Here is a 13,405-nt window from a genome sequence, read left to right on the forward strand (position 1 = left end):
ACCCTCACTTCGGTTCAAATGGAATCCAATCTCCTTCTACGGGTCGCTCATTTTTGTCCCACAATACCACCTTGCCGCTGTTGGTAATTCGGACGTCCTGCATGGGTGCCAGCACCAGCGTGCCGAGTTCATTGGCGAGTTCTTGGGCGCCCGTTCCGCAAGCCGCCTGGCACGCGAGCAGGCGCACAGGCTCCCCGTCCCATCCAGCAGCTCTGACCTCCTGCGCCAACTCGGCAGGCGAGATGTTGGTCCCCGGAAGTCCTGGGTCTCGGATGAAGCCGTTGGCCTCATCCCCATGCACGACGACGTCGAACCACCCTTCAGGGGTCTTGATTTTGGCGAAGGGGCTGTGATCACCACCCCTGATGGGATATTGCTTGGGCATAACGTGAGCAGACTTCCCCATCGTTATCCCTCCGTTTTCACCAACGGCGTCCCTCTGCCATCCCTTCAACCCGCCCAGTCCAGCCACGACGACCTGCTGGGTGAGTTGGTCGCCGGCGGCGTCGTACTGGTCTGCGAGTTCGTCGCAGCCTTGCTGACGGAGCATTTCAGCGGCGCGGTAGAGGCGGTAGGCGGGGCGGATCGGGAGGTATTTGTCGACAAAGGCGCCCGCCCCACCATTGCGTCCTGTGACAGCGTTAGCGAGGTCGCCGACGAAGACGAAGGGGAGCTTCGCGCCCTCTACGAGCCCGCCGCCAAACGCCTCAACGCGGCTCATAATCGGGTCGTACCAGCTGCGGCCGGAGGGGTCGGTGGCGTAGGTGGGGCCGTTGTTCGCGTAGGTGTAGTCCGCGGTGTAGGGGCTGGCCGTGCGCAGTTGGATGGGGTCCTGGCTGGTGAAGCGGCCGATGATGGGGTCGTAGTTGCGGGCGCGGAGGTTGTAGCCGGCGGTGGTGGGGGTGGATTCCTTGTATTGGCCGGTGTAGCCGAACGGGTCGGCCGGGGCGGTGGCGGCGAGTTTGGTCTGGGTCTGTTCGCCGTAGGCGGTGTAGCTGTTGCGGTACTGGTTGACGCCGGTGGAGTTGGTCAGGTCGGTGACCGAGCCGAGGGCGTCGTGGTGGTAGAAGAACGCGTCCGCGGCTGTCTGCTGGGTCTGGATCTGCTCCAAGGGGTTGTACGCGTAGTCCGCGATCAGGGCGCCGGAACCGTTGGTCTCGGTGGCGATCTGCGGGAGGGAGTTGTTGAGGTCCCAGGCGGTGGTGCGTTGCAGAGTGCCGGCCTTGGAGGCGATGGTGCGGTTGCCCCCGGCGTCGTAGGTAAAGGTGTAGCTCGTTCCGCCGGTGGTGGCTTGGGTGAGGCGGTTGTTGGCGTCGTAGGCGAGAGTGTCGCCGCCGCTACCCGTCTGGTTGCCGTCCGCGTCGTACGTGAAGGCGCGGGTGGTGGCGCCGGTGACCGCGCTGCTCAGCTGGTCGGCGGCATCGTAGGTGTAATCGGTGACCGCGGTGGGGGTGGTCTGGGTCTTGCGGTTGCCCGCGCCGTCGTAGGTGTAGGTGGTGGCGGTGGCCGGGCTGGGGCAGGTCGCGGCCTGGGTGGCCGCGGCGCACTCGGTCAACAAGCGCCCGGCTGGGTCGTAGGTGTAGTACTGCGAGGCGGCTGGCTGGCCGGCGCGGGTGGCGTCGACGCGGGTGGGTCGGCCGGCGTCGTCCAGCGTCAGCGCCCAGTTCGACAGCGCAGTGCCGGCTTTGGTGCTGCCGATGCTGGCGAGACGGCCGTCCTGATCGTAGCCGCGTTGTTCGGTGTAACCGTTGGTGGCGGGCAGTGTTGTGGTGGTGAGGTTGCCAGCCGGGTCGTAGCCGTAGGTGGTGACGGCGGGGGCGGGGGCGGCGGTCTGCCAGGGGTTGATCCAGGTGCCGTTGGTGGCGCGCTTGGTGTAGCCCACCAGGCTGGTGGCGCCGGCCAGGACCTTCAGGTCGGTGCCCGCCGCGGTCGCGGTGGCCTCGGTCAAGCCGGTCAAGGCGCCGGCGGCGCCGAAGACGTCACCCCAGGTGGTCCAGGTGCCATCGGTCTTGCGGACGGCGTGCCAGAGTTTGCCGGAGGCGACGGTCAGGACTTCCAGGCCGGAGGCGGTCGAGGCGACGGTCACGCGCGTCGGGTCGGTCAGCGTGCCGTGGACGGCCCCGAAGACATCCCCCCAGGCTGTCCAGGTGGCATCCGGTTTGCGGATGGTGTGCCAGAGCTTGCCGCCCGCAATGGCCACCAGTTCCAGCCCGGACGGTGTCGCGGCCACGGTGATGCGGGACGGGTTGGCCAGGGTGCTGCCGACCGCGCCGAAGACGTTGCCCCAGGGGGTCCAGGTGCCGTCGGGCTTGCGGATGGCGTGCCACAGCTTGCCGTCGGCGATGGCGACCATTTCCAGGCCGGAGGCGGTGGAGGTCAAGGAGGAGTAGGTGAGGTTGGTCAGGGTGCTGCCGACCGCGCCGAAGACGTCGCCCCAGGGGCTCCAGGTCCCGTCCGCCTTGCGGACGCTGTGCCACAGCTTGCCGCCGGAGACCATGGTGACTTGCAGACCGCCGCTGACCCAGGCCGCTGCCACCGCGCTGACGGCCGGCTTGCTGCCCGTCTTGGGGGCCAGATCCTCAAAGACCGGCCAGGTGCCGTCCGCTTTCTGCTGCGCGTACCAGACCTTGCCGTCGGCGACCGCCACCGCGTGGGTCTGTGTGCTGTCTCCGGCGATCGCGATGCCTTGGAGCTTGGAGGGATCCAGGGTGGCCGCCGTGACCGGGCCCGGGGTACTCATGGTGCTCTGCCGGCCGTCGGCGTCGTAGCCGTAGGCGTACGTCCTGCCGTCCGGGTACGTGCGATTGGTCAGCTGTCCCGCGTCGTCATAGCTGTAGGCGAAGGCCCCACCGTGATCGGGCGTCGCCGTCTTCAAGCGGCCGGCCGCGTCGTAGCCGAAGGTGCGGGTGCCGGTGGCATCGGTCAGCGTCTTGCGCTGGCCGTTGGCGTAGTAGGTGGTGGCCATCGCTGCGGTGCTGTCGCTGTACGTGGTTCCGGACGGCAGACCCCGCCCGTCGAACACGGTAGTCGCGGTGGTCCCGCGCGCATTGGTCACCGTGGTGGTGTTGCTGTCCGCGTCGTGCCCGATGCTCTGCTTGCGCCCCAGCGGGTCGGTGACGCTCTTCTGCCGACCCGCGTCGTCGTACTCGTACGTCGTGGGGTGTCCGTTGGGGTCCGTGCGGGTCGCCAGGGTGCCGGTGACGTTGTAGGTGTAGCTGGTGGGCGCGCCATCGGGGCCGGTGACCTTCTTGATCCGACCCAGTTCGTCGTATCCGGTCCTGGTGACGTGGCCCAGTGGGTCGGTAACTGTCTCGACCTGGTTCAGGGCGTTGTACCCGGTGGTGGTGATCTTGCCCAGGGGGTCGGTGACTTTGGTGGTGTTGCCGGCCTCGTCATAGCGGTACGTGGTGGTGAACTTGGTCGGGTCCGCGTTTGGGACGTTGCCGCGGGGGTCGACCTGGGTGGCTGTGCGCCCGTCCGCGTCGTAGGACCAGCTGGTCGTGAAGCCCAGCGGTGTCGTCTGGGTGGTGCGGTGGCCGTCCGCGTCGTAGCCGTAGGACGTGATCTTGCCCAGCGGGTCGGTCCTGCGGTCCTGAAGGTCGGTCTTGGTGTAGGTGTACGCCGTGACCTTGTTCAGCGGGTCCGTGGTCGCCGCGATGTTGTCGTTGCCGTCGTAGCTGGTCCTGGTGACGTGTTTGAGGGGGTCGGTCACCGAGACGGGACGGTTGAGCGCGTCGTAGTCGGTCGTGGTGAGCGCGCCGGCGGGCTCGGTGACGCTGGTGCGGTTGCCGTTCGGGTCGTAGCCGTAACTGGTGGTGAAGGCGGCCTTGTTGGCGCCGGGGAGGTTCCCGCGCGGTGTGAGGGTGCTGAGCAGGTGATTGTTCTTGTCGTAGGTGTAGGTCGTGGTGTTGCCGAGGGGGTCGGTGACGGTCTGGAGATTACCGACCGGATCGTAGGTGTTGGTGGTGATCTTTCCGGCGGGGTCGGTGACGGCGCGGACGTTTCCGGCCCGATCCCAGGTGTAGGAGGTCAGGTGGGAGGCGGCGTCGGTCACCGAGGCGAGCATCCCGGCGTCGTCGTAGTCGTAGGACGTGAGGTGCCCGAGAGGGTCCGTGACGGATTTCAGGGGTCCGCGCGGGTCATACACATAAGTGGTCGTGAAGGCAGCAGGATCGGCGCCGGAGACGTTTCCGCGCGGGTCGGTCTTCGCCGTGATCCGGCCTGCGGGGTCGTAGCGGAAGGTGCTGATCTCCCCGAGGGGGGTGGTGACCGATGTCCGGTTGCCTGCCGGGTCGTACCCGTAGGTCGTCTTCTTGCCTCGGGGGGTGGTCACCGATTCGAGGGCGCCGAGCGAGGTGTAGGTGTATGCGGCCTTGCCGCCGGCGGGGTCGGTGCTGTCCATCAGCTGGTTGGCGACGTAGTGGTACTTGGTGGTGTTGCCGCGGCTGTCGGTGTGGCTCTCCATGTTGCCGGCCGGGTCGTAGGTCCAGCTCTCGCTGTAGCCCACTGATGCGGGAGCCTGCCGGGTGAGCATGTGCCCGGCGCCGTCGTACGTCATCGACGTCGTGTTACCGAGTCGATCGGTGATGGCCACCGGGCGCAGGTAGCGGTCGTAGTCGTAGGAGACCTGCTTGCCGTACGGATCGGTGCTCTGCAGCAGGACGTTGCCGGAGTAGACGTCGCTCCACACCCCGCCGTTGGCGTCGGTGGTGTTCGAGGTACGGCTGTTGTCCCAACTGAAGTTGCTCTTCTTGCCGTTGGGATCGGTCTGCGTCACGACGCGACCGCTCGTGTCGTAGGTGTTGGCGACCTTCCCGCCCATGGGGTCGATGATGCTGTTCAGTCGCTGACCGGTGTCGTACCCGTACGTCGTGGCCTTGCCCGCCGGATCGGTGACGGTCGTCAGCAGCCCCGCGGTATAGGTGTAGCCCACGAAGGTGCCGTCCGGCAGCGCCACCTTGCTCAGCCGCCCGTCGGTACCGACGGTGAAAGCGGTGCTCCGGCCGGCCGTGTCAGTGATGGAAGCCAGCCGGCCCGAGGCGTACGCCAAGGTCAGTCCGTGGCCGCTCGTGTCCAGCAGCGCGGTGAGTTGGCCACTGCTGTTGAAGACACTGCGGGAGTGGTCCTCGGCCGTCACCGTGTACGTGCTCCCCGACACGTCCAGGACCAGATGGGCACCGGCAGGAGTGGCGTATGTCCCGTTGCCCTGCTTCTGGAAGACGACCAGCGAGCCGTCGGCGGTACGCAAGGACGCGGTACTTGCGGCCAGTGTCAGCTGGGAGTCGAACGGCATGGACCAGCCCCGGCCCAACAGACCCACCGCGGCGGAGTCCGAACGGTAGAAGCGGTCGAGGGACAGCGGCGTGCCCGCGCCGATCAGTGTCGCGTCCGTAGCTCTCTCGAAGAACGTACCCGTCGCGGTGTTCACCGGGTCCGCACGATGCGCCTGCGCGTAGCAGGTGCAGATGCCCACCTGCGCTCCGGGAATACCTGGCGTGTAGAACGCCGTGGTCGGCGGGGAGGTGGTCCCGTTCGGGCTGGTCGACCCGTCGGTGCCTTCCATGAAGATCCAGGCGTAGTACTGCTTGCCGTCCTGCAGGGGACCGCCCGCCGTGTTCGACGCCCACCAAAAGCACTGGTCCGCCGGGTAGGAGCTACTCCCCCACCAGCCGTAGCACCACGCCCCGGTCTCAAGGAATTTGCCCTGGGGGTTGCCGGTAGCCTTCTTGATCTCCTGCTGGTAGACCGGCTTGCCGGCCTGGTCCATCACATAAAGCCACAAGCCGCTGTACGAAGCAGCCGTGCCCGCACCGAACTTCGCCTGGCCGCCGATCGACAGATAGGCCGGATACGCAGTGGCGTAGGCCGACACCCACGCGGGGTCGGCGACTGCGGCAGCCGTGGCCGGGCGGGAGGGCTTCCGCGCGGCCACGGCCGGACCCGTACTCGCATGAGCCGCGGGGCGGTCGTGGGGTTGGAGGGCCTGCTTCTTTGCCTGGGCCTTGAGGTTCTTGTTGGTGCTCGGGTCGGCGTAGCCGCGCATGGGTGACAACTGGGCCTGCTGGGACGCCAACTGACTGCGCCGCTCGGCGAGAGACATCGCCGTCGGGGGCTTCGGAAGGTCCGCCGCGGATCTGGTACTCGCTGCTTCCGCGATGGCCGGCAACGCGTTCGCCTGTGTCGGCCGTGCTCGCGCCCAGCTGGGCGACCCCCCACTCACCGCCAACAGCGCGAGCACCACAAACGCCAGAAGCGTCTTCCGAGCATGCCTGAACATCCCGCCCCCTACGACCGACCAGCAACCGTAGGGATCTTCGGCGAAACCAGAAGCGATCAACCCGCCAACGCTGAGACATGGCGCAAAAGCATTCTTGATTCAAACATATGTCTCATTAACTGTGGGCCCGACCCTCGCTGGACTCCGCTGTAAGGCCGCGCAGGGAAGCCGGGCACCATCGCGGACGAACCGCACGCCGCACCGGCTCACGACACCTACGTACCGAACGGCATCGACATCCAGGGGCCGCCCAACCGTCCGAATCACTGGGGCTGAGTGGAGCAAGCTGTCCTACCCGGCGCAAATAGGTTCGCAAGCTTGACCCCTTGACGCCCCGTAAAGGGATCTGCTCAGGTCAGGAGGCCAGCAGGGGAGCTGGTGGTCGCCTGGTGGTCGCCTGGTGGTCGCAGGCTATTCCTTGCGACCGCGCGAAGACCGATCATGGACGCGAACCCTGTTCAACTCAATCGTTGGAAGCGATCACCATGCGCTCCACCGTCCACCGCGGCCGCGTCTACCGGCGGTGCGGCTGCCGCGACCAGAACCGCAGGCAACTCGGGGCCCACTGCCCCCAGCTCACCACCGACCCCGATCACGGCTCCTGGACCTTCGCCGTCGACCTCCCCTCCCCCACCGAACCCAACCAGCCCAGCGACCACACGAGCCCCACCCGACATCGGCACACCGTGCGCCGCGGCGGCTTCCCCACCCAGGACACCGCCCGCGCCGCCCTGCACCGACTCCTCGACGGCGCCCAGGGCGGATTCGACGCCGACCCCAACCAGACCCTCACCGTCTACCTCACCGCCTGGCTCAAGGACAAAGAACTCACCCTCAAACCCACCACCTACGCCCGCTACCGCGACTACACCCGGCACGACCTCATCCCGGCGTTCGGCGACGTACTCCTCGACGACCTCGGCCACCAGCACATCGCCGCCTTCGTCCACACCCAACTCGCCGCCGGCCGCGGCAAGGTCACCATCCATCGGTGCCTCGCGACCCTCTCCAGCGCTCTGGGCGAAGCCGTCCGCCACCAGCGCCTCACCCACAACCCGGCCCGGCCCACGCTCATCCCCCGCCCGGCCGCCGCGGAACGCACCATCTGGACCGTCCCCCAGGCCATCCGCTTCCTGGACTTCTGCCGCCACGCCGACCCACCCATGGCCGACCTCGTCGAAGTCCTCATCGGCACCGGCATCCGCAAAGGCGAAGCCCTCGGCCTGCACTGGAACGACGTACACCCGTCCCAAGACGTCCTCTACATCCGCTACACGCTCTCCGCCGTCGACAACAACCAGCTCGTCCTCACCGCGCCCAAGACCCGCACCAGCAAAACCTGGGTCGCCATCTCCCCACGCGTCGCCGGCGCCCTCCAACGCCGCGCCCACGACAAACCACCGTCATCCGAGAACGCATTCCGCGGCGGCCTGGTCTTCCACCAACCGGACGGCCGGCCCCTGCACCCCGGGTACGTCCTCAACCACTTCCACGACCTCAGCCGCCAAGCCCATGTCCCCCGCACCACCCTCCACGACCTACGCCACCTCGCCGCAACGATCTCCATCACCGCCGGCGTCCCGCTGACCGTCGTGTCCAAAACGCTGCGGCACTCCACACTCTCCACCACCGCGAACATCTACAGCCACCTCACCGCACAAGCCGCCCACGACGCCGTCGACAGCATCGACCACACCCTCACTGCAAGCGACCGAACCACCAACCGCAACCGCCGCAAACTGCGGCCGCGACCACAACCCGACCACAACCCCCGGGCCCACAACCGGATGAACATCCTGAAGACCGCACCGCCCAGAGCCGATTGCACCCACGAGGTGCGGGCCGGCCGAAGGGGCACGCCGCACTGCGACCACCACGCGACCACCGGACCCCGAAAGGCGGAAAAGGCCGCCTCCGCATTTCTGCGAAAACGGCCTCCGACCTGCGAAAACGCTGGTCGGGACGACAGGATTTGAACCTGCGACCCCTTGACCCCCAGCGTTCGACCAAGTTTGACGGTCTGTCATAGCTGGTCCCGTGCAGTCCAGATAACCCAGGTCAGGTCCCGTTCTACGAGGACCGCCATGACGACCATTCCGGCTTCATGACGACTCGTCCGTGAGACGCCTGTGAGATCCAGGCGGATGCAACCCCGGATGGAGGCACGAGCCCGCTCCGCTCAAGGCCGCGTGCCTACATCAGACAACATGACCGGTCGGCAACCGTGCTCCGAGGCGTCTGGACGTTGATGTCAGGAGCAGCCTGCCGGTCTCGGCTCGCACAGCCGAAATCCTCGGCGATCAGTCGCACCGGCCGCACAAGTATTCGCGCGGCAAGGAGGACCGCGGATTGGCCACCCCCGGCACGGGGGCCCACCGGCCGCGGTGCGCCCGGTGCGACGGTGGACCGTACGGCGACTGCCACGCCGGCCGGTCACCTCGACCCGAGAAACCCAGGCCGCGGCGCCGCACGACCGGGTCCTGGAGCGGTTCGGCTGCCAGGCTGGGGAGCCAGGCGTCGAAGAGCTTGTGGTTGGCGTTGACGCGGAAAGTGCCGTGCGCCCGGAAGCGCCCGGAGGGGCACCTGTGGCAACGGCGGAGAACAATCGGCAGGCAGGTGGGAACTACCACCCAGGTTCTGGACATGGAGATACACCGGTTCCAGTGAGAAGACCACAGCGAAAAGGAGCACGGCGCACAGGTGCGACGCGCGACGGTTTCAGCGCTCGGGGTGTCTCACTTGGTGTACATTGCCACGTCCTTGCCAGGGGCGACTGCGGGCGGGAGCACGCTAACCGCCCACGGGAGTACAGGTCCACTGAATTCCGGGCGCGGGCGGCGACGCCCCCGCGGCGAGCGACCGTGAGCGGCACTCACATCGGGGCCTCAGTCATAGCGGCAGGCTACGACCAGGCCCAGCCCACCACCTCGCAGGGTCCTCGAAGAGGAAATCCGGGTGCGCTGACCGGGCACGCAACGGGCACGGTGTTCGGCTACTCGTAGATCTCCGCGGCGCTCAATGCCCGTGCGAAGAACGTCCAATCGCCGTCGACCGGCATCTCCTGGCCGAAGTTCCGATACCAGTTCGGCGAGGACCTGATCCAGGGCGCCAGCGCTTCCAGGTACTGCTCAAGCGTGGGGTTCTCCCACTCGTCGTCACGGTGGAGGAAATCCGCCCGCAGGTCGATGATGTGCGCCACCAGAGCTTCCCTGCTGTCGACTTCATTGGCCGGATTCGCTGGCAGCTCCATCATGGCGGCACCGTACCGCGCCACCGACGCCAAGCGCATGCGACCCCGGAACCCGATGTTTCTCCGCCCGTTCGCACAGGGGCAGACCGCGCGTTGTACGTCCTCCGGCATCCCGAAAATCCGTCGCGCTCTGTCGTACCCGCTGTGGCATCTTGAGCAGCATGATCGAAGTGACTGACCCGCGTAACCCGGCGGCCGCGTAGGGGACATCTACGAAGACTGCTCCTTCCACCCAGTCCTCTGCACAGAGATCGACAATGACGGCGGCGTGGTACTCAGCGGCATCTCGCTCATCGACGGCAGCTTTCCTCGGTCGTGCGATGGCCAGTACTGTGCACCCATCCGCATCCGGGTCGAAGAGGTCATGACCATCAAACGTGACCTGGCGAGCTACGTCAGCCGGCGGCAGATCGAGCTGGGCAGAGCCGACAACGTATGAAGGCCGGCTGAGTCCATCGTCCATCGCACGTGCTTCCCAAGTCCGTTTTCCCTGCTCAGAGGCTGACTCGCCCGGGTTCACCGGCGTTCAGACCGGGTCGGGGCGTCAGGCGCGGCAGCGACGCGTACGCCCTCGAACCGAGCCGCACGGCGGCGAATGAGACGGAGAATGAGACGGCCGCAGAGGCGCTCACCAGTCCCGCCACTGGTCCGTGAGTTCATGCCGGCCAAGCCCGCGCCTGGCGGTCAGGGCCCTGACATCGACCCCGTGCTCGGTGAGGGCCTCATCGATGTAGGCACACAACCGCTCGCGCTCATCCGTCTCGAAGGCGCTTTCGTCGTGGTCCTCGTTCACGGCGTTCAGGGCCAGGACAACGCGCTCCACTACGGCGAAGATCTGCGCGTCGTCTCCTCCGGCGACCGTGGGCAACTCGGCCTCGAACGTGTCGAGGACGGCATCGGTCTCCAGCAAGAGCTTCTCAGGGAAAAGTTCGACCCTGTAAGCACACTCGGGATCAAGTATGCCAGCGCTCAGCTCCGCAGCCTCCTCGGCCACACCCCTGCGCCAGTGCGTCGTTGGTCTCTCAGTCATGAAGCGGACCGTATAGCGCAGGTCTGACAGCGATGCCCGCTCCCACAATCCAGCTCATGACTGCGACGCGCTGGCCGTGATCTCAAATCCGGAGGACTCATCCCAGGGAACCGCCTTCCAGAGGCTGACTACCGCGGCCCATATTCGATTCACCAGGGGCCAGTCAGGGTTGTTTCCGCTGAGGGTGACCATGGCCAGCAGATCGCATCCCCAGATGCCCTGCTCATCGTTGGGCGACGTGGCGATCACCGCTTCCGCTATCGCTGCAACCCCCACGTGTACTTCAAGCATGAGCAAGTCTGCGACTGATCCGTCACTGGCACTGTTCTTGGTGCCCAGCTTGGCGCGGCCACCGGATCGACGTACGGGCCTTGCCACTCGCCTACCAGAGGTTCGCCCGTCTCCAACAGATAGTCCAGCAGGCGATCAAGTGCCTCGTCTCCCTTCGCTTCTCCTGAGCGGCAGAAAAAGTTGAGCTGATAGGCCATCGGTCCCCCGTCGTTCGACGAATGCTCACGCATCGCAGTCTCCGCTCCATGGCGCTGAACGGCCGGCAGCTGCCTTCGGCAACCACAACGATGCACGCACGGCACCTGACATCGCGGTACCCAGAGGGGCGTTCCGTAGCAAATGGATGGAGACACGCGAGGCCCCCGTTCCCAGCGTTGCCGCTGGTGGCGGGGTCTTCTGACACCGTTCCAAGGTGCCGCTGGAGGGATTCGAACCTGTGCACCCGGCTCCGGAGGCCGGAGGCGTCCCAGCGGTTCTCGCACTTCAGGCGGCCTGCGTGGCTTTGGGTGCCCTGCCCCATCCCGCAAATACGCCGCTTCTGGGAGGATGCGATGTGATCACCCTCGACGTCAGTACCGCCGCCGACGAACGTGAGCTGCGGCCATGCTCAGGCAAGCCCTCGACCACTACCAGGCTGACTACTGCCCTGGCTTCGTATCCGAGTACATATAGCTGGCCTTCCACTCCGTCGACAGAACCTGGGCTTGGGAATCACAGGCCAAGCAAGCGGCTAGTGGGGCGCTGAGCTGCGGAAACGAGGTCGCGATCGGGGCCCAGGACGCAGGGTACCCAGGCCCACGATTGACCGTGGTTTACCGCCCCACCGGGCACGCAACGGGCACGGTGCGCAGCTACACGTATACCTTCGCGGCGCTCAACGCCCGCGCGAGGAAAGTCCAATCGTCGTCGATCGGCATCTCCTGGCCGAAGTTCCGGTACCAGTTCGGCGACGACTCGATCCAGGCCGCCAGCGCTTCCAGGTACTGCTCAAGCGTGGGAATCTCCCACTCGTCGCTGCGGTCGAGAAGATCCGCCCGCAGGTCGAGGATGTGAGCTACAAGAGCTTCCCTGCTGTCGACTTCATTGGCCGGGTTGACTGGCAGCTCCATCATGGCGGCACCGTACCGCGCCACCGGCGTAACCCGCGCACCCATCCGCATCCGGACCGAAGAGGTCATGGCCATTGAACGCGACCTGGGCGGGGTGGCTCCACCTCGGAGCCTTCGGGTCCGCGGAAGGCGCGATGACTACAGCCGCCACCGCTTCTCGCGCGACCTGGCTTCGGACGGCGATGTCTCCCGGACCAGATGGTACAAATTCTCGAAGTAGACCTGCCAACGGATGGGGTCTTGCAGAGAGGGACTTCGCCTCGCGCGCTCCGCGCGAATCAGCGGCTCCATCTTCTCCCAAATCAGGATGACGGAGCCGCCCAAGTACCCCGAGACGGGCTCCACGTCGACCACGTTGTGGGTGACCAGGGCGCCGACGTTGTCGTAGAACCAAGCCAGGTCACGCACGAGTTTCTGCTTGTCCGGCGGGAGGGCGTCGAGCCCCTGTGACAAATCGAAGGTATCGAGCTCTCGGTAGACGAAGGCTCGGGCCTCGGTGAGGTTGTCGTCTCGATGCTCACTGAAGAGCCCAATGACGACCGGCAACGTGTTGGAGTGGCGGGCCAGCGTTAGTTGCCGGAGGGACACCAGCACCGAGACGACCACGGCCGTGATGGATAACGCCAACGCTACTACGTTCACTCAGGTCCTCCATGGGCCATGGACGGGCCGCAGGCTCAGCTGTCTTCAACCGCGGGAGCCTGCACCTTGCCGCGCATGGCGGCACTCCCTTGCCCGCCGGGCGACAGCATCACGATGCCGTCGTTGCCCATGCCGCCCAAGAAGGCCTCTTGGATGACGTACGGGGCACCTGCTAGGACGAAACGCACTGAACCATCGTCGTACGCGGTCACGCGCACCTTGCGGCCGTCCGGCAAATCCATGTGCTCGTTGAACACACGCGTGCGCTTCTCCGACATGTACCCCCCTGGGTGCCACCAACATTGAGCAGTCACGGTACCCGCCCCCGTAGTTGAGCGGCACTCCTCGCGCCATCAGTCTGCGGAGAGTGCCGCGCGACAAGGGCGCGTCGCGTGCTGGGGGGGCGCGGGTCTGGCTCACGTTGCTTGTCGGGCGTAGGGGGCGGGATGTTCAGGAGTGCTCAAAAAGCGCTACTGGTGTTCGTGGCATTGGTATTGCTCGCGGTGACCAGCGGCTCTCCGGCCGGGGCGCTCTCGCGGACGGCACGGGTCCCTGCGTCGTTGCCAGCGGCTCTGCCGACCAGAGCGCTGGCGGATCTTCCGAAGCCGCAGAAGGCGATGTCCCCCGCCTACGGCGAACAACCATCGCGGTCGTCATGACGGGGCGGGACCAATGATGGAACTACGATCATGGGAATCCGGTCATCGAAGCCGTCGAGGCAGCGGCCGTCGCGCTGTGTCGGTCCCGGGTGGCTCTCGGAGCGGCCGGACCTGATCGTGGATCCGTGGCCGTCAACGGGAACCGGG

The 13,405-nt window shown here is 66.5% G+C and carries 8 protein-coding genes and 1 tRNA gene; 1 reads left to right on the forward strand and 8 read right to left on the reverse strand.

Annotated features, from left to right (window positions below):
• Positions 1-4 precede the first annotated feature (4 nt).
• The gene (locus tag C6N31_RS35460; RefSeq protein WP_198359042.1) at positions 5-6,100 is read right to left on the reverse strand and encodes a DUF6531 domain-containing protein; all 6,096 of its coding nucleotides are present in this window, start codon (positions 6,098-6,100) and stop codon (positions 5-7) included.
• 647 nt (positions 6,101-6,747) lie between these two features.
• Between C6N31_RS35460 and C6N31_RS35465 the strand changes: the two genes are divergently transcribed.
• On the forward strand, positions 6,748-8,253 hold the full coding sequence (locus C6N31_RS35465; RefSeq protein ID WP_198359043.1) for a tyrosine-type recombinase/integrase: 1,506 nt from the start codon (positions 6,748-6,750) through the stop codon (positions 8,251-8,253).
• On the opposite strand, the gene C6N31_RS35470 is transcribed toward C6N31_RS35465, so the two are convergent.
• From C6N31_RS35470 to C6N31_RS35500, 7 genes are all read right to left on the reverse strand, one after another.
• A tRNA-OTHER gene (locus C6N31_RS35470) sits at positions 8,232-8,345 on the reverse strand. The genes C6N31_RS35465 and C6N31_RS35470 overlap by 22 nt on opposite strands.
• A 924-nt stretch (positions 8,346-9,269) precedes the next feature.
• Positions 9,270-9,530, reverse strand: coding sequence for a DUF7660 family protein (locus C6N31_RS35475; RefSeq protein WP_198359044.1), 261 nt, complete (start codon positions 9,528-9,530; stop codon positions 9,270-9,272).
• A gap of 625 nt (positions 9,531-10,155) precedes the next feature.
• Entirely contained in the window at positions 10,156-10,557 is a 402-nt protein-coding gene (locus C6N31_RS35480; protein ID WP_198359045.1) for a hypothetical protein, read from the reverse strand.
• Between the two features lie 54 nt (positions 10,558-10,611).
• The gene (locus C6N31_RS35485) at positions 10,612-10,854 is read right to left on the reverse strand and encodes a hypothetical protein (RefSeq protein WP_198359046.1); all 243 of its coding nucleotides are present in this window, start codon (positions 10,852-10,854) and stop codon (positions 10,612-10,614) included.
• A gap of 845 nt (positions 10,855-11,699) precedes the next feature.
• Complete coding sequence (locus tag C6N31_RS35490; RefSeq protein ID WP_198359047.1) at positions 11,700-11,960, reverse strand: DUF7660 family protein; 261 nt, start codon at positions 11,958-11,960, stop codon at positions 11,700-11,702.
• Positions 11,961-12,095: 135 nt separating this feature from the next.
• Positions 12,096-12,599, reverse strand: a complete 504-nt coding sequence (locus tag C6N31_RS35495) for a DUF4760 domain-containing protein (protein ID WP_198359048.1) — start codon at positions 12,597-12,599, stop codon at positions 12,096-12,098.
• A 35-nt stretch (positions 12,600-12,634) separates the two neighbouring features.
• On the reverse strand, positions 12,635-12,877 hold the full coding sequence (locus C6N31_RS35500; RefSeq protein ID WP_198359049.1) for a hypothetical protein: 243 nt from the start codon (positions 12,875-12,877) through the stop codon (positions 12,635-12,637).
• Positions 12,878-13,405: the final 528 nt, after the last annotated feature.

Origin of the sequence: Streptomyces fildesensis, from assembly GCF_016107395.1 — a bacterium.
GTDB classification, from domain to species: Bacteria; Actinomycetota; Actinomycetes; order Streptomycetales; family Streptomycetaceae; genus Actinacidiphila; species Actinacidiphila fildesensis.

Coding starts and splice junctions, on each gene's coding strand:
- C6N31_RS35490 (WP_198359047.1), bottom strand. CDS start 11,960: ATGATGGAGCTGCCAGTCAACCCGGCCAATGAAGTCGACAGCAGGGAA.
- C6N31_RS35500 (WP_198359049.1), bottom strand. CDS start 12,877: ATGTCGGAGAAGCGCACGCGTGTGTTCAACGAGCACATGGATTTGCCG.
- C6N31_RS35475 (WP_198359044.1), bottom strand. CDS start 9,530: ATGATGGAGCTGCCAGCGAATCCGGCCAATGAAGTCGACAGCAGGGAA.
- C6N31_RS35480 (WP_198359045.1), bottom strand. CDS start 10,557: ATGACTGAGAGACCAACGACGCACTGGCGCAGGGGTGTGGCCGAGGAG.
- C6N31_RS35460 (WP_198359042.1), bottom strand. CDS start 6,100: ATGTCTCTCGCCGAGCGGCGCAGTCAGTTGGCGTCCCAGCAGGCCCAG.